20 protein-coding genes are annotated in these 21,906 nt (G+C 66.6%); 13 read left to right on the plus strand and 7 right to left on the minus strand.

What is annotated here, in order from left to right; translation table 11 throughout:
- Positions 1–59: 59 nt before the first annotated feature.
- The 4 genes from FHS28_RS02785 to kduI form a co-directional block, all read right to left on the minus strand.
- Entirely contained in the window at positions 60–935 is an 876-nt protein-coding gene (locus FHS28_RS02785) for a carbohydrate ABC transporter permease (RefSeq protein ID WP_088449730.1), read from the minus strand.
- A gap of 44 nt (positions 936–979) precedes the next feature.
- Positions 980–1,849: a carbohydrate ABC transporter permease gene (locus tag FHS28_RS02790; RefSeq protein WP_221193682.1), complete on the minus strand. Its 870-nt coding sequence runs from the start codon at positions 1,847–1,849 to the stop codon at positions 980–982.
- Positions 1,850–1,950: 101 nt separating this feature from the next.
- Positions 1,951–2,712: a 2-dehydro-3-deoxy-D-gluconate 5-dehydrogenase KduD gene (gene kduD, locus FHS28_RS02795; protein ID WP_088449191.1), complete on the minus strand. Its 762-nt coding sequence runs from the start codon at positions 2,710–2,712 to the stop codon at positions 1,951–1,953.
- A gap of 54 nt (positions 2,713–2,766) precedes the next feature.
- On the minus strand, positions 2,767–3,603 hold the full coding sequence (gene kduI / locus FHS28_RS02800; RefSeq protein WP_088449190.1) for a 5-dehydro-4-deoxy-D-glucuronate isomerase: 837 nt from the start codon (positions 3,601–3,603) through the stop codon (positions 2,767–2,769).
- A gap of 213 nt (positions 3,604–3,816) precedes the next feature.
- On the opposite strand from kduI, the gene FHS28_RS02805 reads away from it, so the two are divergent.
- The 3 genes from FHS28_RS02805 to FHS28_RS02815 all read left to right on the plus strand — a co-directional run bounded on the left by FHS28_RS02805 (position 3,817) and on the right by FHS28_RS02815 (position 8,288).
- A complete protein-coding gene (locus tag FHS28_RS02805) occupies positions 3,817–4,149 on the plus strand; it encodes a cupin domain-containing protein (RefSeq protein WP_088449189.1) in 333 nt (110 codons plus the stop codon).
- A 284-nt stretch (positions 4,150–4,433) separates the two neighbouring features.
- Complete coding sequence (locus tag FHS28_RS02810; protein ID WP_088449188.1) at positions 4,434–7,493, plus strand: TonB-dependent receptor; 3,060 nt, start codon at positions 4,434–4,436, stop codon at positions 7,491–7,493.
- 33 nt (positions 7,494–7,526) lie between these two features.
- Positions 7,527–8,288 carry a rhamnogalacturonan acetylesterase gene (locus FHS28_RS02815; RefSeq protein WP_310736728.1) on the plus strand — a complete coding sequence of 254 codons (762 nt, stop codon included), beginning with the start codon at positions 7,527–7,529 and terminating at the stop codon, positions 8,286–8,288.
- A 37-nt stretch (positions 8,289–8,325) separates the two neighbouring features.
- Here FHS28_RS02815 and FHS28_RS02820 read toward each other — a convergent pair whose 3' ends face one another.
- A complete protein-coding gene (locus tag FHS28_RS02820; RefSeq protein WP_088449186.1) occupies positions 8,326–9,258 on the minus strand; it encodes a sugar kinase in 933 nt (310 codons plus the stop codon).
- A gap of 335 nt (positions 9,259–9,593) precedes the next feature.
- Between FHS28_RS02820 and FHS28_RS02825 the strand changes: the two genes are divergently transcribed.
- The 3 genes from FHS28_RS02825 to FHS28_RS02835 are packed head-to-tail and all read left to right on the plus strand — an operon-like array spanning position 9,594 to position 11,963.
- Positions 9,594–10,463 carry a sensor histidine kinase gene (locus tag FHS28_RS02825; RefSeq protein WP_088449185.1) on the plus strand — a complete coding sequence of 290 codons (870 nt, stop codon included), beginning with the start codon at positions 9,594–9,596 and terminating at the stop codon, positions 10,461–10,463.
- Positions 10,460–11,137, plus strand: a complete 678-nt coding sequence (locus FHS28_RS02830; protein WP_088449184.1) for a response regulator — start codon at positions 10,460–10,462, stop codon at positions 11,135–11,137. Before FHS28_RS02825 ends, FHS28_RS02830 begins: the two co-directional genes overlap by 4 nt.
- Positions 11,138–11,153: 16 nt before the next feature.
- A complete protein-coding gene (locus FHS28_RS02835; RefSeq protein WP_088449183.1) occupies positions 11,154–11,963 on the plus strand; it encodes a bestrophin-like domain in 810 nt (269 codons plus the stop codon).
- Between the two features lie 44 nt (positions 11,964–12,007).
- On the opposite strand, the gene FHS28_RS02840 is transcribed toward FHS28_RS02835, so the two are convergent.
- Both FHS28_RS02840 and FHS28_RS02845 read right to left on the minus strand, forming a co-directional pair.
- Positions 12,008–12,565 carry a hypothetical protein gene (locus FHS28_RS02840; protein WP_088449182.1) on the minus strand — a complete coding sequence of 186 codons (558 nt, stop codon included), beginning with the start codon at positions 12,563–12,565 and terminating at the stop codon, positions 12,008–12,010.
- Between the two features lie 6 nt (positions 12,566–12,571).
- The gene (locus FHS28_RS02845; protein ID WP_184294060.1) at positions 12,572–16,096 is read right to left on the minus strand and encodes an nSTAND1 domain-containing NTPase; all 3,525 of its coding nucleotides are present in this window, start codon (positions 16,094–16,096) and stop codon (positions 12,572–12,574) included.
- 558 nt (positions 16,097–16,654) lie between these two features.
- Here FHS28_RS02845 and FHS28_RS02850 point away from each other — a divergent pair.
- The 7 genes from FHS28_RS02850 (at position 16,655) to FHS28_RS02880 (ending at position 21,904) form a co-directional block, all read left to right on the plus strand.
- Complete coding sequence (locus tag FHS28_RS02850; protein WP_088449180.1) at positions 16,655–17,230, plus strand: contractile injection system cap protein; 576 nt, start codon at positions 16,655–16,657, stop codon at positions 17,228–17,230.
- Positions 17,227–18,114: a hypothetical protein gene (locus FHS28_RS02855; RefSeq protein WP_088449179.1), complete on the plus strand. Its 888-nt coding sequence runs from the start codon at positions 17,227–17,229 to the stop codon at positions 18,112–18,114. Before FHS28_RS02850 ends, FHS28_RS02855 begins: the two co-directional genes overlap by 4 nt.
- A 68-nt stretch (positions 18,115–18,182) precedes the next feature.
- On the plus strand, positions 18,183–19,826 hold the full coding sequence (locus FHS28_RS02860) for a contractile injection system sheath protein (RefSeq protein ID WP_088449178.1): 1,644 nt from the start codon (positions 18,183–18,185) through the stop codon (positions 19,824–19,826).
- 51 nt (positions 19,827–19,877) lie between these two features.
- Positions 19,878–20,336: a phage tail protein gene (locus FHS28_RS02865; RefSeq protein ID WP_088449177.1), complete on the plus strand. Its 459-nt coding sequence runs from the start codon at positions 19,878–19,880 to the stop codon at positions 20,334–20,336.
- Complete coding sequence (locus tag FHS28_RS02870) at positions 20,336–20,860, plus strand: phage tail protein (protein WP_088449176.1); 525 nt, start codon at positions 20,336–20,338, stop codon at positions 20,858–20,860. The genes FHS28_RS02865 and FHS28_RS02870 overlap by 1 nt, the downstream gene beginning before the upstream one ends.
- Positions 20,857–21,033: a DUF5908 family protein gene (locus FHS28_RS02875; protein ID WP_184294062.1), complete on the plus strand. Its 177-nt coding sequence runs from the start codon at positions 20,857–20,859 to the stop codon at positions 21,031–21,033. Before FHS28_RS02870 ends, FHS28_RS02875 begins: the two co-directional genes overlap by 4 nt.
- Position 21,034: 1 nt before the next feature.
- The gene (locus tag FHS28_RS02880) at positions 21,035–21,904 is read left to right on the plus strand and encodes a CIS tube protein (RefSeq protein WP_088449175.1); all 870 of its coding nucleotides are present in this window, start codon (positions 21,035–21,037) and stop codon (positions 21,902–21,904) included.
- Positions 21,905–21,906 lie beyond the last annotated feature (2 nt).

The raw sequence follows: 21,906 nt of genomic DNA on the forward strand, positions 1-21,906 counted from the left end.
CTGGCGGGCTTCATGCGGTCATGCGGTCATGCCTTCACGGATTTCAGGCCGTCAGCCCTTCACCCCTTCACGCCGGACGAGGTGGCCCCTTCAATGAAGTGCTTCTGCGCTGCAAAGAACACCGCCACCGATGGGATCAGGGCCACCACCGAAATGGCGATCACATTGGCCCATTCCACTTCCTCGGTCGCGCCGATGCTCATCTTCAGCGCCAACGACACGGGGTATTTCTCCACCGAGGCCAGGTAAATCAACGGGCCCATGAAGTCGTTCATCGTCCAGATGAACTGGAACACCACCACCGAAATGATGGCCGGCTTGAGCAGCGGCACGATGATGTGCCAGAGCAGTTGCCAGGCATTGCAGCCGTCGATCTGCGCGGCCTCTTCCATGTCCCTCGGGATGCCGCGAAGGAACTGCACCAGCATGAAAACAAAGAAGGTGTCGGTGGCAAAGGCGGACGGCACGATCAGTGGCAGATAGGAATCCAGCCAGCCAATTTCCCGGAACACCAGGTACTGCGGCAGACGCAGCACGATCAGCGGCAGCATCATCGTGGCGATCATGATGCTGAACAGCGTCTTGCGGCCCCAGAACTCGAAACGGGCGAAGGCATACGCCACCATCACACAGGAGATCACCGTGACGATGATGCGCGGAATGGTGATCAGGAAGCTGTTGAGGAAGTACGTCGCAAAGGTGTACTCGGTGCTGGTCTTCCAGCCCTTGGCGTAGGCATCGAAGTCCAGCCGGCTGGGCCAGAAGCCGGCCGAGCTGAAGATCTCCGCATTGTTCTTGAACGAAGCGCCGACCAGCCACAGCAGCGGATACAGCATCACCACCGCCACCGCGCCCAACGCTGCATAACGCAGCCAGGGATTGCCGCGGTCACGGCCCAGCACCAGCGGCGCGGCGGTGCCGCCTGTCTCAGTCATCTTGCCTGTCCCTCCCGGACGACCGGGTTCCACCTGCACGGTGCTCATCGCTTCTGCTCCTTTTCACCGGAGTAGAAGACCCAGTAACGCGAACTCCAGAACGACAGCAGCGCCAGTCCGCCCACCAGGGCAAACAGCACCCAGGACAGGGCCGCGCCATAGCCGAGGTTGAAGAACCGAAAACTCTGGTCGTAGATGTAGAGCGCCAGCACATAGGTGGAATGCAGCGGGCCGCCCTCGGTGATCATGTAGGGGCCATTGAATTCCTGGAAGGCGTGCACCATCTGCATGATCACGTTGAAGAAGATCACCGGGGTGATCAGGGGCACCGTGATCTTCCAGAACTGCTGCGTCTTGCTGGCACCGTCACATTCGGCCGCTTCATAGAGCGAAATCGAGACGTTCTGCAGCGCCGCCAGGAAGATCACCATGGCGGACCCGAACTGCCAGGTAAAGAGCAGCACGATGGTCCACATGGAGTAGTGCTCGTCCGCCAGCCACGGAATCGGATCGATGCCGAACTGCGCCAGCACCAGATTCACCAGCCCCTGGCGGGCGAAGACGAATCGCCACAGCACCGCCACTGCAATCGATCCGCCCAGGATGGACGGAATGTAGAAAGCCGCACGGAAGAAGTTGATGCCGCGCAGCTTGAAGTTCAGCACATGCGCAATGAACAGCGCAAAGCCCACGCGTAGAGGCACGGCCAGAATCGCAAACAGCAGCGTCACGCCCAGTGACTTGCGGAACAGCGGATCTTCCGTCGCCAGTTCGCGGTAGTTCTGCAGCCCCACGAACTGGGGCGGGTCGATCAGGTCGTATTGGGTAAAGCTGAGCGCAAAGCTCATCACAAAGGGGAACAGCTTGAACAGCAGCACGCCCAGCACAAACGGCAGGACGAAAAGGAACCCCAATTTCTTATTCTCGTACACGCGGCCTCCCGTTGTCTCATCGGTCGGCCTGCCGCCCGCCGGCGGGGCGCCGGGCGGCAGACGCTCGTTTCCCGTCGATACGTCTAGCGGGCCAGCCAGCCCCCGTCGACGGCGACGGTGTAGCCATTGACGTAGTCCGAGGCCTTGGAAGCCAGGAAGACCACCGGACCGGCCAAATCGTCCGGCACGCCCCAACGGCCCGCCGGAATGCGTTCCAGGATGGCGGCATTGCGCGCCTCGTCCTGACGCAATGCCGCGGTGTTGTTGGTGGCCATGTAGCCCGGGGCGATCGCATTGACATTGATGCCGTGCGAAGCCCATTCATTGGCCATCAGCCGGGTGATGCCCATCACGCCGCTCTTGCTGGCGGTATAAGACGGCACCCGCACGCCGCCCTGGAAGGACAGCATGGAGGCCACGTTGATGATCTTGCCGCCGCTGCCCTGGGCCAGATATTGCCGGGCCACTGCCTGCGAGAAGAAGAACACCGTCTTCAGATTGAGGTTGATGACGTCGTCCCAGTCCTGCTCGCTGAAGCGGATGGCGTCCTCGCGCCGGATGATGCCGGCGTTGTTCACCAGAATGTCCACCCGGCCGGTCAGCGAGCGCGCTTCGGCCACCAGGCCTTCGATGCAGCTGATATCGCCAAGATTGGCACGCAGGTCCATGAAACGGCGGCCGTGCGCCTCGACTTCCGCCCGGGTCTGCACCGGGTCCGACACATTGACACCGACGATGTCGGCACCGGCCTGCGCCAATGCCACCGCCATGCCCTGCCCCAGGCCGGTATTGCAGCCCGTGACAATGGCCACGCGACCATCCAGCTGGAATTGATCCAGGATCATGTTGAGAGTTCCTTCGAAAGAGCCGATGAGGGGAGCTGATGCGGACCGTGCCGCTCAGCGCAGCGCCGTCATCGGCACGTGGTCCATGTCCTTGAAGACCTGGTTCTCGCCCACCATGCCCCAGATGAAGGTGTAGGCCTGGGTGCCGACACCGGAATGGATCGACCAGCTCGGGCTGATCACCGCCTGTTCATTGCGCACGACCAGGTGACGCGTCTGGGTCGGCTCGCCCAGCATGTGGAAGACCACCGCGTTCTCATTCATGTCGAAGTAGAAGTAGACCTCCATGCGCCGGTCATGCATGTGGCAGGGCATGGTGTTCCACAGGCTGCCAGGCTCCAGCTGGGTCATGCCCATCAGCAATTGGCAGGTGGGCAGCACATCCGGCACCAGGAATTTGTAGATGGTGCGGCGGTTGCTGGTCTCCGGCGAACCGAGGGTTTCCGGGGAGGCTTCGGCCAGGGTCACCTTCCGATGCGGATAGGCAGTGTGGGCCGGCGCGCTGTTGAAATACAGCTTGGCGGGCTGGCTGCTGTCGACACTCTTGAATTCAAGAATGCGGGCGCCCTGCCCGATGTAGAGTGCTTCTCGCGGGCCGATGTCGAACTGCTGGTCATCCACCAGCACCCGGGCGGCGCCGCCGATGTTGATCAGGCCCAGTTCCCGGCGCTGCAGGAAGAAGTCGGTGCCGGTGTGCTTGCCCAGCTCGGGGGCAAAGGTCACCGGGCGCGTCACCGGCATGATGCCGCCGACGATGATCCGGTCGATCTGGCTGTAGGTCAGGGTGGCCTGGTCCGGCACGAACATGTCCTCCACCAGGAAATGGCGGCGCAGGCCTTCCGTATCCAGAGTGCGGGCGTGTTCACTATGCAGGGGTTGGCGGATGTCCATAAGGGTCCTAGGTAACGCCAGTGCTGAATGCAACGGGCTTGATGCAGGCGACTCGATGCAGCCGGCTTGTCGCAGTCGGTCTGCGGCTTGATGGGGCGAAGCGTAAGCGTCCGCGAGACCTCACGAAACTATGGTTTCTATCTAGTGAACCGGCGTTTCATTTTCCTGCGATGTCGCTATAGTTGCTCGCATCCACTGGCTGAACAGCGTCCCATGAACCCCTACTTCGACTCCGAGTCCACGCCCTGGACCGACCTGGGTGACGGCATCCGCCGCAAGATCGTCGGGCATACCGAGCAGCTGATGTCGGTGCTGGTGCAGTTCGACCAAGGCGCCATCGGCACGCCCCATGCGCATGAGGTGCATGACCAGATTGCCTATGTGATCCGCGGCTCGTTTGAATGCGACGTGGGCGGAATCAAGAAGGTGTTGCACGCGGGGGACGCCTTTGTGGCCCCCCACGGCTGGCAGCACGGGGTGGTGGCGCTGGAGCAGGACAGCACCCTGCTCGACCAGTTCTCGCCGCGCCGCGACGACTATCTCTGAGGCGGCTGTGGCGGCTGGTGTCGGCTTCATCCGGCGGCAACGCCACGGCCTCACGCCTGTGCAGTGCCGAAGCCGTGCCACGCATCACCCAGCAGTCCCCCCTGCCTTGGCAGGACCCCAGTAGTACCCGCAGAAGTATCCGCAGTACCGAGGCGGCGCCGCACTGCAGCGGCGGCCGCTCCGTGCCCCGGCGCCCTACGTGCGCCCGTGACTGACACAGCAACCACCAGAGCCGCGGGCCACGTTCCCGCGCCGGTGGCAGAAGAACCCTACGGAGACAAGTCATGCCCCCTTCCACCGGGAACCGCCTCGGGACGACCGCGTCCAACGCCTCTTTCGCTCACGCGTCCGGCCCTGCATCAAGCCGCAGCAATGGCCTGCTGCCCCCGTCCCGCCTGACCCCGCTGGTGGCCTGCCTGCTGGGCACCGCCGTGCTGCCGGCCTGGGCGCAGTCGGCGGCCCCGGCCGCGCCAGGTTCTGCCGCATCGGCCGCCGCCGCTGCCGCCAATCCGGACGCCAAGGCGCTGGACACGGTCGTCATCACCGGCATCCGCGCCTCGCTGGAAAGCGCGCTCAATGCCAAGCGTCAGGACCGCGGCATCGTCGACGTGGTCAAGGCCGAAGACATTGCCAAATTCCCCGACACCAACCTGGCCGAGTCCCTGCAGCGCGTGCCCGGGGTGGTGATTGACCGCGATGCCGGCGAAGGTCGCAGCATCACCGTGCGCGGCCTGGGCGCCGACTTCACCCGCGTGCGCATCAACGGCATCGAAGCCCTGGCCACTACCGGCGGCACCGACAGCTCCGGCGGCGCCAACCGCTCTCGCGGCTTTGACTTCAACGTCTTTGCGTCGGAACTGTTCAACAGCATCACCGTGCGCAAGAGCAGCTCGGCCGATGTGGATGAAGGCTCGCTGGGCGCCACCGTCGACCTGCAGACCGCCCGCCCCTTCGATTTCAACAAGCGTGTCGTCACCGCTTCGGTGAAGGGGCGTTACAACGACCTGTCGCAGAAGACCGACCCGCGCGTCGCCTTCCTCTACAGCGACGTGACCCCGGACAAGCGCTTCGGCCTGCTGGTCTCCGGCGCCTATTCCAAGCGCCGCCTGTTGGAGGAAGGCTTCTCCACCGTGCGCTGGGACAACGGCCCCTCCTCCGGCGGCTGGTGTTCCCCGGTGGGCGTGTCTCCGCTGAACCCGACCACCGCAGCGGGCACCTGCGGCCCGGCCGCTCAAGGCGTGCCGCGCCTGCCGGCCTCGCAGGGGGCGACCGATGCCTACAACGCCGCCAACAGCGCTGACAACTTCCATCCGCGCCTGCCCCGTTACGGTCGCCTGACCCATGACCAGGACCGCCTGGGCATGACAGCCTCCATCCAGTTCAAGCCCTTCGAGAAGACGCTGATCACCGGCGACATGCTCTATTCGAAGCTCAAGGCGACCCGGCAGGAGGACTTCCTCGAAGCCATCTCCTTCAGCCGCACGGCCAGCCAGGGCGGCAAGCCACAGACCAGCGTGGTCGAAGCCCAGTACGACACCAACGGCGGCCTGCTGTACGGCCGCTACAACGGTGTGGACGTCCGGGCCGAATCGCGCTTTGACAAGCTCAGCACGGAATTCACCCAGCCCAGCCTGAAGATCGACCAGGAAATCACTGACCGTCTGCGACTGTCCGCGTCGGGCGGCCGCGCCGAGTCGCGTTTCCGCAATCCGGTGCAGACGACCGTCACGCTGGATGCATTGAACGTCAACGGCTATGCACTGGACTTCCGGGGCAATGACCGTCTGCCGGTGATCACCTACCCGTTCGATCCGGCCGCCACCACCGGCAATCCGCTGACCATCGTCGGTGTGCCGCGCACCGCCTCGAATCAGGCGACCACCGTCGCCAACACCACCACCAGCGAGATCCGCATCCGTCCCCAGGGTGCGAACAACCGCAATGACGTCGGCCACGTGGAACTGGCATGGGACTGGATTCCCGACGTGCTGACGCTCAAGGGCGGCGCCGACTACAAGCGCTACACCTTCGACACCTACGAGTTCCGCCGCGTCAATCAGAACGACACCATCTTCGCGCCGACCAACGGCATGAGCGGCCTGACGACGATGCTGACCGGGTTTGGTCGCAACCTGAGCCTGCCGGCCGGCACGGCCACGTCGTGGGTGATGCCCGACCTCAATGCCATCGCTGCGGCCTACGACATCTACTGCAATTGCATCAAGAGCGGCCCGGCGGGCGGCCCTGGCGACTTCACCCTGTCGTCCATCACCAACGGCAATGCCCGCGGCAACAACCGCAAGGTGTCCGAAACCGACACCGGCGGCTTTGTGCAGGCGGACTTCGACACCCGCGTGATGGGCATCCAGGTGATGGGCAACGTGGGGGTGCGTTACGTCAAGACCGAGCAGGAGGCCACCGGTTACCTGGCCAGCGGCGGTGGTACCGAAGTGGTGGTCGGCCAGAGCTACAAGGATTGGCTGCCGTCCCTGAACGTGTCGGCCAATCTGACCCGCAACCTGGTGGCCCGCTTTGCGGCGGCCAAGGTGATGGCCCGTCCGCAACTGGGCAACCTGAACCCGGGCGGCACCATCAGCACCACCGGCACGCTGTCGATCACCAGCGGCAACCCCTATCTCAAGCCCTTCCGGGCGAAGACCTTCGACGGCAGCCTCGAGTGGTATCACGGTCGCAATGCATTTGTGGGCATCGGGCTGTTCCAGAAGAACATCGACACCTACATCCAGAGCCTGCGCACCAACATCCCCTTCAGCGCCACCGGCTTCCCGCTGTCGCTGCTGCCCTCCAACTTCACCGGTGAAGAGGTGTTCCAGGTCACCACGCCGATCAACACCCCGGGGGGCAAGCTGCGCGGGATCGAGCTGAACTTCCAGCAGCCGTTCACCTTCCTGCCCGCCTGGGGCAAGAACTTCGGCACGGTGCTCAACTACACCTATGTGAAGAGCAAGATCACCTACCTGGTCTCGCCGACCAGCAATGCCGTCATCACCGACGATTTGCTGAACATGTCGCCGCGCTCCTGGAATGCCACGCTGTATTACGACGATGGCACCTTCAATGCGCGTCTGTCGGCCTCCCGCCGTTCCGCGTTCCTGACGCGGGTGCCGGGTCAGAACAACAACGACGTGGAAGGCAAGAATGCCTCGACCAACGTGGATGCGTCCATCAGCTACAAGTACAGCGACCGGCTGAGCTTCACCCTGGAAGGCGTCAACCTGACCAACGAGGTCAACGACCAGTTCATCTCCCGTGCCCGCAACAGTCCGGTGGTCTACAACGTCACCGGCCGGGAGTACCTGGTGGGCATGGCCTACAAGTTCTGAGTCGGACAACGACGAAAGGTGGACATGTCGGGCGTGAATCGTTGGAAGCGCATCGGCCGGCTACTGACGCTGGCTGCGATGCTCACAGGCGGCACCGCCCACGCCGATTCGCTCCGGGTGATTCTGGTGGGAGACTCCACCATGGCACCCCGCAGCGGTTATGGCGACGCTTTATGCGCCCGCTTCAGGCCGGAGGTGCACTGCCTCAATCTGGCCAAGGGTGGGCGCAGTACCAAGAGTTATCGCGCCGAAGGGCTGTGGGACCAGGTCATGGCCGTGCTGCGGGAGCGGCCGGCCGGACAGACCGACCTGGTGCTGCTGCAGTTCGGCCACAACGATCAGCCTGGCAAACCCGGGCGGTCGACCGATCTCGCGACGGAGTTTCCGGCCAACCTGGCGGGATATGTGCGGGATGTGGCGCCGACCGGCGCGCAGCTCGTGCTGCTCACGCCGCTCACCCGGCGCAGCTTCGATCCGGAGGGCCCATTGCGCAATGACCTGCGCCCCTGGGCGGAGACCACCTTGCGCGTGGGCGCCGAGTACGGCGTGCCGGTGATCGATCTCAACGCGGTGAGCCATGCAGCGGTGCAGGCCATGGGCCCCGACGAGGCCGACACGCTGGCCATGCTGCCGCGCCCGCCGGGCCCACCGGCTTCGCCGGCGTCCTCGGTCGGCGCGAAGAATCCCGGGTTCGATTACACCCACCTCGGGCCCAAGGGCGCCGAGGTGTTTTCCGGACTGGTGGGGCAGCAACTGGTGCAGACCCTGCCAATGGTCGGACGCTGGATGCGCTGAGGGAACGCGGCCATTGCACTGAAGCTGCGGTGGCTTCTCAGAGGAGATCTGCCATCGCCGGCGCGGGAATCACCGCCCCGGGATGCTGAATCACCCGCGCCGCCACGCGGTTGCCGAAGGTCGCCGCCTCGACGGCCGAACCACCCGCCAACCGACGCGCCAGATAGCCACCCGCAAATGAATCCCCGGCGGCGGTGGTGTCCACCACCTTCGCCACGCGCTCAGTCGGCGCGGTCAGCCAGCGGCTCGGGTCCTGAGCCTCCCGCACCAGGGTCGGCTCCGCGCCGCGTTTGATCACCAGTTCCGGCGTCGGCAGGTCCTGCGCGCGGGTCAGCGCCGCATCGAGTGTGGGCAGTCCCCACAGCGTCTGGTGGTCATCAGCAGTGACCAGCGCCACCGTGGCGAGGCTGAAGGCCCGCTCAAACGCGTCGCGTGCTTCCTGGATCTGGGGCCACAGCCGGGGTCGGAAGTTGTTGTCGAAGACGACCGTCGCCCGGGACCGCATCCGTGCCATCAGCGCAAACAGCCGTTCCCGCCCCGCCGGCGGAAGGATGGCCAGGGTGATGCCGCTGAGATAGAGCGCGTCGAACTCCTCGGCATACTGCTCCAGGGGCGTCTGTTCCACTTCGAAATAGGCTTTGGCCGCTGCGGTGTCGCGCCAGTAATGGAAGCTGCGCTCGCCGCGTTCGTCGACCTGGATCATGTAGAGCCCGGGATGCCGTCCGGGAATGCGACGGACCAGCCGTGTGTCCAGCCCCTGCCCTATCCAACGATCGAGCAGTCCCTGGCTGAGGCTGTCTTCCCCGACCGCCGTCGCATACGCCACCTGGATGCCGTCCGCCTGGCCGCAGCGGCGCAGATACACCGCCGTATTCAGCGTGTCGCCGCCATAGGTCTGAGTCATCGGCCCGAAAGCCTGGCCCTGCAGTTCAAGCATGCATTCGCCAATGACCGCCACGCGCTGGATCATGAGTTTCTCTTTTTGGAACGTTGTTCCGAATTCTCTGACTGCGCAAGCGAACCGGGGAGCGTGTTGACCCTAGGTCAAGGACACCACGCAGGGAAATGCTCGATTCGTGTTCTTCGGCGCTCATCTCATCCCAACTACGGAAACCCATAGGCTGCTCATCGCCTTGAGATGAGCCTTTCAGCATCTTCTGGCGTGCTCAGGCGCACCTTCCGGAAGGTTGGCGATCCCTCGTAAGGTTTCCAGAAGGTCCTTCCACCGGCCGCCGCATAAGGTGCAGGCCATCGGAGCTCACTGCTCCCGACGGCCTCCCGGCCCGTTACTTGAGAGGACTTTTCATGATCTCCCTGCCCCCTCCGACTGGACGCAGGCCGGCTGCCGCGACCTTGCGCCGCAGCGCCACCTGCCGGCCCCCACGTCCGGCGGGCGTCCGACCGGTCACCGGACGCTCACGTCCCGCCAGCCCCGGAAACGCCGGTCCGGCGCCGACCGGCCGCGCCGGACCGGTGTCTCTGGCCCGGGCCCTCAGCGCCGCTGAAGGCCGTGAACGGGAACGCATTGCCAGCGTGCTGCATGACGAAGTGGGCGCCCTGATCGTCCGCATCCGTCTGCGGATGAGTGAATGGCGCCTCGCCCACCCCCGCCTTCCCGCGCCGGAAGTGGACGAGATGTGCGCCTGGGTCGGCAAGCTCTCCCACACCGTCCGCACCCTGACCACCGCCCTCGCTCCGCCTGCCTGGCATGGCGGCCTGCCCAGTGCCCTGGAAGCCATGACGCAGGAACTGGGGCTGGGCATGGACACCAGGGGCCCGCGGGTGCGGGTCGAGGCGGGCGGTGCGGACTTCGACGTCCCGGAGTCGCTGCGCAACATCCTCTGCCGGGTGGTGCGGGAGCTGTGCCTGAACGTGCTCAAACATGCGAAGGCCCACCGCCTGGACATCACGCCCCGCCTGGTGGACGGCTGGTTGTGCATCCAGGTCCAGGACGACGGCGTCGGCCTGCCTGACGCGCCGGAAAGTCTGAGCCGGGCCAGCTGTGGCCTGGGCCTGGCGGGTTCCCGCGCGCAACTGCGCGCCATCGGCGGCTCGCTGCATCTGCGCTGGGAGGCCGGCCGCGGAACCTGCGCAACCGTCCTCGTGCCGCTGCCCGGAAGGGCCGCCAGCGACATCTGCGATCTTGTTGAACTGCCTCAGGGGAATCGTCCATGACCATCCGCATCGTGCTTGCCGACGACCACCAACTGGTCCGCGAGGGGCTCACCGCCCTGCTGGGAAAATCCGCCGACCTGGAAGTGGTCGGACTGGCCGAGGATGGCGCTGCCGCCGTGCGGCTGGTCCGGCAACTGGAGCCGGACGTGCTGGTGACCGACGTTGCCATGCCGGGCCTCAACGGCCTGGAGGCGGTGCGTCGCGTGAAGCAGCAGCAGCCGCTGGTGGCCTCCATCTGCCTGTCGATGCATGGCGATCAACGGACGGTGGTGACCGCGCTGAACGCCGGGGTCTCCGGCTTCGTGCTGAAAGACGCCTCGGCGGACGAACTGGCCCATGCGGTGCGGGACGTCGCCGCGGGACGCATCTTCCTGAGCCCCAATCTCATGGGCGCGGTGGTGGACGAGCTGCGCCAGCACCATCGGCTGGCTGACAGCGCCACCCCGCTGCGGGCGCCTCAGACGCTCACTGCCCGGGAGCGCGAAATCGTGCAGCTGTTCGCCGAAGACCTCAGCACCCAGGACATTGCGGACCGTCTCCACCTGAGCGCCAAGACGGTGGCCACCCATCGCGAGAACATCACCCGCAAGCTTGGCGTGCGCGGTGTCGCCGGTCTGACGCGTTATGCCGTGCGCGAAGGACTGAGCACGGTCGACCCGGCGGTGGCCGCCTGAGCCGCCGGGAGTGCCCATGCCCTTATGGATCTACAACTGGCCGGACTGGCTGATCGGGATGGTGACGGTGGGAGGATGTGTCGCACTGGCGGCTGGGGGCCATGCCCTTCGCCGGCGCTGGTGCGGCCTGCGCCTGCCGCGCGGGGAGGATGCGATGCTGCTGGGCATCGGACTGCTGCTGGGAACACTGTCGCTGGTGCTGCTGGCCCTGTGCGGCTTCGCCGGGCTGGACGCGGCAAACCGGACGGAGCGGATGGTGCAGCAGGAAGCGGGCGCCATCGGCGGCCTGGGCCGGAGCCTGGCGGTGATGGCACCGGAGGAGTCGCGCCTGGCGCGTGAGCAGCTGCGCGCCTACACCCGGTCGGTCATCTTCAAGGAGTGGCCGGCGATGCAGGCGGGGCACAGCAGCCTGACGACCTGGGACGCCTTCGACACGCTGTTTCGGTCGCTGTCCGGCATTCAGCCGACCAATGCCTCCGAGCGGGCGCTGATGCCGGAAGTGTGGCAATCAACGCTGCAGCTGCTGCAGCTGCGTCAGGCACGGCTGCAGGCAGCCCAGCCCGCAGTGCCTGCGGCCCTCTGGGCGGTGACCACCGCAAGCACCGGACTCACGCTGGGGTTGCTGACCCTGCTGCCGGCGCATCGACGCGGACAGATGGTGTTGATGCTCTCTTCCGGTCTGCTGGGCCTCGGACTGTCCGTGGCGATCGCCCTGGACCGTCCGTTCTGCCGCAGCAGCTGCCCGGCCGCAGATCCGTTTGAGACGGCGCTGCAGCGCATGGAGCGGTGGGACCTGCAGACGACGCGCAGCCGTTCGCCACCGTGACGCCACCGTGTCGCCATCGGGCGTCGATCGGCAGGACACACCCGTTAGTTGCTGCTGCCGTTCTCGACTTCCGGGTCGGCTGATGCGATCAGCCGGGTGGTCTCACCCGTCGCCGGGAACTTGAAGATGAGAATGACGCCCCGACGCGTGGTGGAGACCACCGGGATTACGACCGACCGCGCCCGATGTGCACCGTGCCGGTCGTAGTAGTTGCCTTCCAGCGCCATCATCTGGGTGGAGACGGGGTCCTCGACCATGTTCAGGGTTCGGGCCGTGGCCGTGTAGAGCCCCACGCTTTTGGTGATCTCGTACCCCGAGGTCTTGATGTAGCCGACCACATGTTCAGGCACCGCCTCGGGGGCCACCTGGCGGATGCGCACCAGGTCCTGGTCATCGGCCGCCTTCAGCGCGTTGGACGGCACTGCGAACCACCCGCTGTTGAAATACAGGCAGCGCTCAAAGTCACTCTCGGCCGACGTTCCGGGCCGTTTGACCGGCACCGCGTAGTAGGTGGCGAACAGCGCATTCTGGTTGGGATCATTGTCCGTGTGGACGGCGGCGGTGTCGCGCGGATCCGCGCTGGCAGAGTCAAGAGTGCTCATAGTCCTTCAGGGAATGGTTGAGGTGGAGGGGGAAGAAAGCGCGGCCTGGGTGGGCACATAACCGCCCGCCACCAGCCGCTGGGAAAATTCTGGATACAGGTGGGCCGGGTTTTCGCATTGTTTGGCCAGCAGCCATGCCTCCAGCGGCGCGCCCCCCTGCCCGCTGTTCACGATGGGCCACAGCTGCGCGGCCAGCGCCGAGCAGCGGTCCTGGCGAGTCGCGGTTCCCGCACCCGCCCCACGGGTCTGAAGGGCATGCAGGGCCTGCAATTCCAGGAGCGCCAGCCGTCCGGCCAAATCCTGAACCTGCCAATGCCCGGGACGGTCCAGGTCCAGCCGTTTGAACGCGGGCCACGCCTGGGCCGTCAGTTCGAGCACCCGACTCCATTGCTGACGCGCCGCGGCGGAGGCCACCTCCACCACTTGCAGGCGGACCTGCGCATCCCGTTTCCCAAAGCTGCTGTCTGCACCGCCCAGGGACTGCACCGAGCTTCTCAGTGATTGAAGCGTCTCCGCGGAGATCGGCTCCCGCTCGGCCAGCAGCAGTTGCAGCGACAGGCGCGCGTGCAGAAGTTCCTTGCGCCAGTAGTCGTTGTCGGGATCCTGCGCCACCGAGGCCTCGATGCGCTGCACCGCTGCGCGCATGGTGGCGACGGCGACGTCCTCGCGTCCCATCGCACGGATCGCATCGGCGCGGCGCAGGTCAATCACCGCCACCTGTCGATCACGCGAACGTTCATCCGGATCCATCCTGAGCAGCTCCAGATGAATGTTGCGCGCGGTGTCCAGCCGTACAAGCGCCGAGCGGGGATCGCCGCGCACCAGCGCCACCTTGGCCAGCCAGACCTCCGAAGCGCCCACCGATGCGCGAATGGTGCGACTGTCGGGCTGACGCTCAAGCGCCTCCCGCTTCTGTTTCAAGGCCTGCTCAAACCATCGCTGCGCTTCCGCCCAGTCCGCCTGCTGGAAGGCGGTGGAGCCCAGGCTGTTGACCGCATAGCCCCATTCCATCTGGGCGGTGGCGTCTTCCGGCAGCGCCTCGCGCCAGGTCACACACGCCTGCCGATAGGCATCGAACCACCTCATGGCCGAGCGCCCATCTCCGGCATCCAGTGCCATCTGTCCCATCCAGAATGCACTGGCGCCCAGGGTCTTGTAGTAGTCCGCCAGATCCACCTCCGGGGTGGGTGGATGATCCAGCAGCAGACGCCGCGCGGCATCGAGAGCCTCCAGGGCCACGTCCGTGCGGCCCTTCCCGCGGCTGCTGTTGACCTCGCCGATGACCACCAGCGCCTTGGCCCGCTGCAACGATTCCGCCGGCGACTCCCCCGCGCCATCCGCCGGTGCGAGCAGCCGCACGCCCTGCTCACCGATGCGTGTCAGCAGCGACAGCTTGCCGATGGGCCGGAGCTGGTCAGCCAGATCCCCGAGCATGAAGGACGCGAGCCGCTGGCTCTGACGCTCCCGGTCCGCGGCCAGGCGCGCCTGCCGGCCATAGGCGATCGCCGCCACCACCGCCACGGCAGCCAGCAGCGCCACCAGCGCCGTCCCCACCCAGCGCAGTCGTCGCTGCAGGCGCAGCCGGCGCAGTGAGTCACCGATGAAGCGCTGCTCATCCGCCGCGAACAGTGACGGGGATTCCCGCAGCGCCCGTGAGGCCTGCCAGAGCAGGCCACCGCCGGGCAACAGCAGCGGGGCCGCCTCGCCGCCGGACAGCCAGCGCTGCAGCCAGTGACGCAGCTCATCCCGCAAGGCCAGCGTCGCCCGGTGCTGGGCCACCCAGGCCGTCACCCGCGGCCATTGGCGCAGCAACGCTTCATGGGCCACCCGGAACCCGGTCGCTCCGGCCACATGGTCCGCCACCAGCAGGCGGGCGTCGACAAAGGCCTCGGCCAGCGCCCGCTCGTCGTCGTCGCCCAGCGAGGCCGCGGCGGCCCAGCGGCTGGTGGGCGAAGCATCCTCCGACGACAGGCTCACGATCCGCGGCAGCAGCAGGCCCAGCGCCTCCTGGCGCGACGGCGGCAGGCCCGCCAGCACCGCTTCCGCATGCCGGCCGATCGCCCCCTCCAGGCGGCCCATCGCCTCATAGGCGTCCCAGCTCAGCACGTCGCCCGGGGCGCGGTTCAGATAGAGCGCCTGCAAGGTGTACTGCAGCAGCGGCAAGGCGTCCGGCGCCTGCATCGCATCGCTGCTGAGGCGGTCATCCAGCCGGTTCAGGCCGCTGGCATCGCTGCCGAACACCAGCCCGGCCGCGCGCGCCGGCAGGCGGATCATCTGGGCAAGTGCCTCCGCATCCGGTGGCGCGAGATCCATGTGCGCGCCCTGCTCCTTGTCCCGCATCAGGGTTGGGTGCTGGGCCAGGGCCGGATAGAAGTCGTTGCGGCATAGGGCCAACACCACCATGCGGCCGCTGGCGACCAGGGCATGCAGGGTGGCGATGAAGTCCGCGGGAGGGGCGCTGTTGCCGCCGGCGGCGCGGTCGATGCGGTCGGTGCCGCCGCCCTTCAGCACGGCCTCCAGGCGGTCCAGCACCAGCAGCGGCGGTTGGCGCGGTCCATTGGGGGGTGCCAGGGACGCCGCACTGGCCCCCACCGGCTCCATCGCCCGAAGCGCAATGTCCAGCAGTCGGATCACCTCCTCGGGCCGGTCACGGAGCAGGTGGCCCAGTGAACTGATGCTGTGACCGGACAGCAGCGGCTGCCCGTCCTGCTCCCAGTCCAGCAGTCCGCCGGCCAGCGCCGACCAAGGATCGAGTTCCCCCAGCGTCGCCAGATCCACGCTGGCACTGGCACAAATGCTGAGTCCGCCCGCCTGCAGCGCCGGCATCGCCTGACGGGCGGCAACGCCCTGCCCGCGCAGCGCCGGCAGCAGCCCCGCCTGCACCAGCGACGTCTTGCCGGACCCACTCGGGCCCAGCAGCACCACCAGCGGCCAGCGCCGGCGCCACTGCGCCGCCAGGCGCTGCTGCAGCGACGCCACCGCATCGTCCCGGCCGAAAAACACCGCCGCATGGTCTTCGTCAAAGGCTTCGAGGCCACAGAACGGCGAGTCGCCGCGCCAGCCGCCCTCATGGCTGCGGGTCCCCATGGCGCTCAACACGCCGATGGGGGCGACCACCCGGTATCCCTGCTTGCGAATCGTCTCGATATAGCGCGGCGCACTCGCACTGTCGTCCAGCGCCTTGCGCAAGCCGGCCACCACCTTGTGGACGGGGTTGTCGCCGAGCGTTTCGCCCGGCCAGCAGGTGGTCAGCAGCGTCTCGGCGCTCATCACCACGCCGGGCTGCCGGCACAGCGCCGTCAACACCGCCATCGGACGAGGTTCCAGGCTCACGGACTGGTCACCGCGCACCAGCCGCCGCGCGGCCACGTCCACCAGCCAGTCGCCGAGGAGAAAGCGCGTTGCTTCCCCGGCGTCCATCTCGGCGGCGGAGCTGCGCGGGCCGGTGTCGCTGCTCGGCGCTGCGGGGTCGTCATGCGTGCCAGGGGCCTGACGCACCGCCGGGCGTCGCCGTAGCCCGGGATCCTGCACCTTCCCAAGCCCGGTCTCCAGGCCTTGCGGCGTCCCCCCCTTCAGCGCCTCTGAGGCCTGAGGGCGAGTCGGCCACGTGTGCGCGAGACCCCATCGGTGGCTCGTGTCTTGCGCCTCCTGCGCGTCCTGCCCTTGAGGCCCGCCCTGGCCGAGATGCCGCGACGCGCGCCCCGACGCTTTGACTGACGCACCTACGGACGCACCTACTGAAGCCCCTGCCGCCGCCCCTGAGGGCGCTCCTCCTGACGCCAGAGCTGGCGCCTGCGAGCCGGCCACGGGGGCCCGGTCGCCACCCGGTCCGGCCTCGCCGTCCGTGTTCGCATTCATTGTGTTCTCTCCCTCGCGACGACCCGGTTCGAGCCGCCGACGGGGTGCAGTCTAGGAGCCCCGACGGGTGGCGTCCATCCTGTGGCGACGCACCCACGTTTCCGAGAGAGAAATCAGCACCGTCACCCGCCAAGCTCAGATTTCGTCCGATGGGTCAAAGGGCATCCGGCCCCTATCGTTTCGACACGTTGTCACGCCGACCCGCCCCTTCCCTCCCCATCCGCCCCCGCCATGATTGATGCCGCCCTCGCTCACATTGCACAGCAGCTGAATCAGTCGCTGCGCCGGGCCTATCTGGTGGCGGAAGACCTGGTGGTGGTGTCCAGCCTGCACGAATGCGATGGGGGCCTGGCCACCGGCACCGCCAACCGGCTGGCGCTGTTCCTGGTGAACCTGCAGCGCGACACCGTCGGTGGCGTCACGCCGCGCGCCTCGTCCCAAACCCGCCACCTGGTGCAGCCGGCGCCGGTGCATCTCAACCTGATGCTGATGGTCGCGGCCAACTTTGGCGGCTCGACCTATCAGGAGGGATTGAAGCTGCTGTCCAGCACCCTGGCCTTCTTCCAGTCGCGCCCGCTCTTCGATCACCACAACACCCCCGAGCTGGACCGCCGCATCGAACGCCTGGTGCTGGACCTGGAGAATCTCGATTACAGCCAGCTGTCGCAGGTCTGGGGGCTGTTTGGCGGGCGCTACCTGCCGTCGGTCGTGTACCGCCTGAGGCTGATCACCATCGACGCCGGTCATAGCCAGGGCACGGTGCCGTCGGTGCAGGCGCCGACGGTGCGCATCGGGAGCCCGACATGAGCCGCACGCTGCCGCTGTTCCGGCTGGAGGTGGCTCATGCCTACTTTGCCGATGGCCGCGCCCGGGGTCTGCGGTGGGAGGCGGCCGACGACACCGCCCGTCGCCTGCGCCGCGCCGACGTGCTGGAGCGCCAGGACGGTGCTTCGCTCACGCTGCTGGGACCGGCCGATGCGGCGGTGCAGCTGCTGCACGACAGTGGCGAGCCCCTGACCTGGTGGGTGCGCGCCACCGATCCGGCCTTCGCCATCTATACCGACGATCCGGCGCAGCGTCCGAATGAACTGCTGGTGGTGGCGCCGCCGGCGGGATTCCCTGACTCGAGCAGCGAGCCGGCGACCGCGCATTCAGTGGCTTCCGTGCGTGTGATGCCGATCGTCCACGGCCCGACGGGCGCACCCGATCCGGTGCCGGAAGGCAGCTACGCACTGTCCGGAGAAGCGGCCTGGCGAGCCCCGTTTGCCGTGCTGCGCCTGCCGCCGGATGCACTGGCCACCCCGGACGCCACGCCGGGCGTGTCGACGCGCCCCCCCGGCCCGGCCACGCTGCGCTGGTCCCTCCTCCCCCGCCGGGTCATCTGGAAGTACTGCCTCTTCGGCGACTGGTCCGAGGACGCGCTGGACATCGTGGACCCCGACGGCACCGTCAGCTTTTTTCCACCGGCCGCCGAGCGGGGCCCCGAGGGCCGCCCGCTGCTGGCGATGCGCTCGCGGGTTCCGCTGGCGCTGGCCGAACGTTCCGACACCCGCCTGCAGCTGCGATGCCGCCAGTCGGGCGTCTCCAAAGTCCTGGTGAAGCGGCTGCCGGTGCCCGGCCCGCGTCACCTGGCTCGCGAGGAGATCGACGGCGCGGCGACGCTGGTCTCCGAAATCCATGTGCACCGCTGACGCCCGCACATGGGTCTTGAGCGTCGTTGGTATCGCCCATTCGTCAATCCTTCTGAGAGGAGGCCGTCATGGCTATGAAGACACCCGGTGTCTATATCGTTGAGAAAAACGCCTTTCCCAACTCCGTCGTGGAGGTAGCCACCGCGGTGCCCGCCTTCGTCGGCTACACCGCCAAAGCGGACAACGCGGGCAAGTCCCTCAAGGGACGACCCTGGCGCATCAGCTCCATGGCGGAGTTCCACACCTACTTCGGCTTGGCGCCGGCAGCCCGTCTGACCCTCCGCGACAAGACCGCGGACGACGATGAAGCCGCTTTCACCCTGGGCAAAAAGGACTATGTGCTGGCACAGCCCGCCGGCAAGGACGGCGGGCGCTTCCTGCTCTATCACAGCATGCGCCACTTTTTCCAGAATGGCGGCGGTCCTTGCTATGTGGTGTCGGTCGGTGATTACGACAGCAGCGTCGGCGCTGAAGACCTGACGCGCGGCATCGACGCCCTGCTCAAGGAGCAGGAGCCCACCATGCTGGTCATCCCGGACGCGGTGCTGCTGGACGAGAAGGACTGCGTCTCCGTGCAGCAGGCCATGCTCCTGCATTGCGGCGGGAAGATGCGCAACCGCATGGCGATCCTGGATGTCTACGCCGGCTACCGGGACCAGAAGCATCCCAAGGGCGATCCGGTGGCGGCCTTCCGCAACAGCCTGGGCATCAACTTTCTGGACTTCGCCACCGCCTACTACCCGTGGGTACGCACGACGGTCGTCCAGGAGCGGGACCTGGACTACACCAACGTGGTCAATGGCTCGGTGCTGGCCGACCTGATCCGCCAGGACCTGCAGCTGCCCGAGAAGCAGGAGCAGGACACGCTGGCCCAGGGCACCTCCGGCGCGGCGCTGCGGCGCCAGTCGCTGTGGAAGTCGCTGGCGCAGGTGGCCTATGACGACGATGCCTGGAAGAAGGATCTCACCGACGAGATCAACGCGTCCGACAAGTCGCCGGAAGACAAGGCCAAGCTGCTCACCGACGATGCGCTCAAGGCGGCCGTGGCCACCCACAAGGGCCTGCTGCACAAGAGCCTCGTCGCCATCAGCCCGCTCTACAACACCATCATGGCGGAAGCGCGCAACCAGCTGAACCTGATGCCGCCGGCTGCCGCGATGGCCGGGCTGTTCACGATGGTCGACAACACCCGCGGGGTGTGGAAGGCACCGGCCAACGTCAGCATCAACGGCGTGGTCGCTCCAGCGGTGTCCATCTCGCATGAAGACCAGGAAGACCTGAACGTCACCACCCAGGGCAAGTCGATCAACGCCATCCGCAGCTTCATCGGCGAAGGCGTGCTGGTGTGGGGCGCCCGGACCCTGGACGGCAACAGCCTGGACTGGCGCTACATCAACGTGCGCCGCACCATGATCATGCTGGAAGAGTCCTGCCGCCTCGCCGCCAAGGCCATGGTCTTCGAGCCCAATGTGAGCAATACCTGGGTGACCATCAAGGCCATGATCAGCAACTTCCTCACCAGCGTGTGGAAGCGCGGCGGCCTGGCCGGGGCCGTGCCGGACGACGCCTTCAGCGTGCATGTCGGCCTGGGCGAGACGATGACGCCCGAGGACATCCTCGAAGGCATCCTGCGGGTCACCGTGCTGGTGGCCATCAGCCGCCCGGCTGAATTCATCGAGATCACCTTCCAGCAGCAGATGCAGAAGACCTGATCTGCACCTCTCCATCCTCATTGACTTTCTCGACACACAAGGAGGCAGGTCATGCCTGAAGACGGAAGCACTCAATCGGCCAGCACCTGGCCGCTGCCCAAATTCAGTTTCAAGGTCCAGTGGGACAGCCAGGAAATGGCGTTCCAGGAGGTCTCGGGACTGGACATCGAAGCCCAGCCCATCGAGTACCGCGCTGGCAACAGCAAGGAGTTCTCGGTGCAGAAGATGCCCGGCCTGAAGAAGTTCAGCGACGTGACCATGAAGAAGGGCATGTTCAAGGGCGACAAGGCGTTCTGGGACTGGTTCAAGGAAATCCAGATGAACACCATCAAGCGCAAGAGCGTGGTGATCATCCTGCAGGACGAAGGCGGCAACGCCGCCGTCACCTGGACCCTGGCCAATGCCTGGCCGAGCAAGATCACCGGCACGGACCTGAAGTCCCAGGGCAATGAAGTCGCCATCGAGACCATCGTCATCGTGCACGAGGGTCTGACCTGCGAGGTGGCGTGATGGCAGCCCCCACCTCCACCGCTGGACAAGGCGCCGCACCGCAGCCCTTCGGGCCGCTCAGCACGCCGCGTGCGTTCCACTTCGCCGTGGGCTTCGCGCGGATGCAGGTCGGGCATGTCGAGGCGGCGTTCCAGGAAGCGTCCGGTCTCTCCGCCGACATGGAGACCGACACGCTGGTGGAGGGGGGGCGCAATGACTCGGTGCTGACGCTGCCCAAGGCGGTGAAGCACCCCCGGCTGGTGCTCAAGCGCGGCATCGCCGACCTGGATTCGCTCTGGGCGCAATGGTGCAAGGACACCCTCGAGAAGGGACTGGCCCGGCGACTGGAGCCCCGCACGGTGCATGTGGGCCTGCTCTCCCATGAGGGCAGGATCCTCCAGCACTGGATGATGACCCGCGCCTATCCGGTGAAGTGGGAAGTTGAAGCCTTCAACAGCCAGCGCAATGAACTGGCGATGGAACGCATCGAGCTGGCCTATGAGACCAGCCGGCGCATGAGCCCGGCGGTGCGGAGCGCGGCATGAGCATCGAGATCCGCCAGCTGCTGATCCGCACCCAGGTGCATCCGGCCCCGGCGCCAGCTGCGCAGGTCCGCCCCGGCATGAGCCCGGCAGAGCTGCAGCGCCTGCGGGAGCAGCTGAAGGCCGACTGCAAGACCTGGCTGGCCGAGCGGCTGCGGACCCACGGGGAGCGTTGACATGGGCGCACCCAGCCAAGGGCAGGCCAGCAGCGGAAGCGGCAGCGCGGGGGACGAAGGTCAGCTCAGCCGCCTCCTGATGACCCGCTACACCGTCGACAGGAAAGGGGCGATCACCCTGGAGGACAAGGTCTGCTTCAAGACGCAGATCAACCCGTCCGACTTCAAGCACAACTTCACCATCGGCTACAACACGACCAAGGACATGGGCGCCTCCAAGACGGAGGCCAAGTTCTCCGGGACGGAGCCGGAGGAGGTCAGCTTCTCCATCACGCTGGACGACACCGGCGCGGTGCAGGATGTGCAGGGCCAGCCCAGTGAGGTGAAGGCGCAGATGGTGCTGCTGAGCAAGGTGGTCTACGACTATGTCAGCAGCGCCGGCGAGCCGCCCTATGTGCGGCTGCTGTGGGGCGCCCTGATCTTCTTCGGCCGCCTGCGCAGCATGTCGACGCAGTACAGCCTGTTCAAGCCCAACGGGGATCCGCTGCGGGCCAAGGTCGATCTCAGTTTCGTGGGTGCCTCCAGCACGGAGGAACGGTCGCTGGTCAACCAGCGCGCCGCCACCAATGACATGACCCGCACCGCCACCGTGGAAGACGGCGACACCCTCGCGGGACTGTGCGAGCAGATCTACAAGGACAGCAGTCCCGAGATCCAGGCGATGGTGGCCCGGTCGAATCAGCTCGACAGCCTCACCCAGCTCAAACCCGGCGCCACCCTGGTGTTTCCGCCGAAGCCGAAGAAGGCCGCGGCGCCGGCTCCGGCTCCCGCGCCGGCGGCGGGTGCTGCCCGCGCCAGCACGTCCAAATCGAAGCCGTCCGCAGCGAACCGTCTGCCGCGCCTGCCCCGCCCACCCGCACGCTCCAAGTGACC

The organism is Roseateles terrae (assembly GCF_014192155.1).
Lineage (GTDB): Bacteria > Pseudomonadota > Gammaproteobacteria > Burkholderiales > Burkholderiaceae_C > Roseateles > Roseateles terrae.

What these genes read in the sequence shown, in the direction of transcription:
- FHS28_RS02835 (WP_088449183.1), top strand. Translation starts at nt 11,154, where the DNA reads ATGCCCTTATGGATCTACAACTGGCCGGACTGGCTGATCGGGATGGTG.
- FHS28_RS02850 (WP_088449180.1), top strand. Translation starts at nt 16,655, where the DNA reads ATGATTGATGCCGCCCTCGCTCACATTGCACAGCAGCTGAATCAGTCG.
- FHS28_RS02820 (WP_088449186.1), bottom strand. Translation starts at nt 9,258, where the DNA reads ATGATCCAGCGCGTGGCGGTCATTGGCGAATGCATGCTTGAACTGCAG.
- FHS28_RS02825 (WP_088449185.1), top strand. Translation starts at nt 9,594, where the DNA reads ATGATCTCCCTGCCCCCTCCGACTGGACGCAGGCCGGCTGCCGCGACC.
- FHS28_RS02810 (WP_088449188.1), top strand. Translation starts at nt 4,434, where the DNA reads ATGCCCCCTTCCACCGGGAACCGCCTCGGGACGACCGCGTCCAACGCC.
- FHS28_RS02805 (WP_088449189.1), top strand. Translation starts at nt 3,817, where the DNA reads ATGAACCCCTACTTCGACTCCGAGTCCACGCCCTGGACCGACCTGGGT.
- FHS28_RS02855 (WP_088449179.1), top strand. Translation starts at nt 17,227, where the DNA reads ATGAGCCGCACGCTGCCGCTGTTCCGGCTGGAGGTGGCTCATGCCTAC.
- FHS28_RS02880 (WP_088449175.1), top strand. Translation starts at nt 21,035, where the DNA reads ATGGGCGCACCCAGCCAAGGGCAGGCCAGCAGCGGAAGCGGCAGCGCG.
- FHS28_RS02860 (WP_088449178.1), top strand. Translation starts at nt 18,183, where the DNA reads ATGGCTATGAAGACACCCGGTGTCTATATCGTTGAGAAAAACGCCTTT.
- FHS28_RS02785 (WP_088449730.1), bottom strand. Translation starts at nt 935, where the DNA reads ATGACTGAGACAGGCGGCACCGCCGCGCCGCTGGTGCTGGGCCGTGAC.
- kduD (WP_088449191.1), bottom strand. Translation starts at nt 2,712, where the DNA reads ATGATCCTGGATCAATTCCAGCTGGATGGTCGCGTGGCCATTGTCACG.
- FHS28_RS02870 (WP_088449176.1), top strand. Translation starts at nt 20,336, where the DNA reads ATGGCAGCCCCCACCTCCACCGCTGGACAAGGCGCCGCACCGCAGCCC.
- FHS28_RS02830 (WP_088449184.1), top strand. Translation starts at nt 10,460, where the DNA reads ATGACCATCCGCATCGTGCTTGCCGACGACCACCAACTGGTCCGCGAG.
- FHS28_RS02865 (WP_088449177.1), top strand. Translation starts at nt 19,878, where the DNA reads ATGCCTGAAGACGGAAGCACTCAATCGGCCAGCACCTGGCCGCTGCCC.
- kduI (WP_088449190.1), bottom strand. Translation starts at nt 3,603, where the DNA reads ATGGACATCCGCCAACCCCTGCATAGTGAACACGCCCGCACTCTGGAT.
- FHS28_RS02840 (WP_088449182.1), bottom strand. Translation starts at nt 12,565, where the DNA reads ATGAGCACTCTTGACTCTGCCAGCGCGGATCCGCGCGACACCGCCGCC.
- FHS28_RS02875 (WP_184294062.1), top strand. Translation starts at nt 20,857, where the DNA reads ATGAGCATCGAGATCCGCCAGCTGCTGATCCGCACCCAGGTGCATCCG.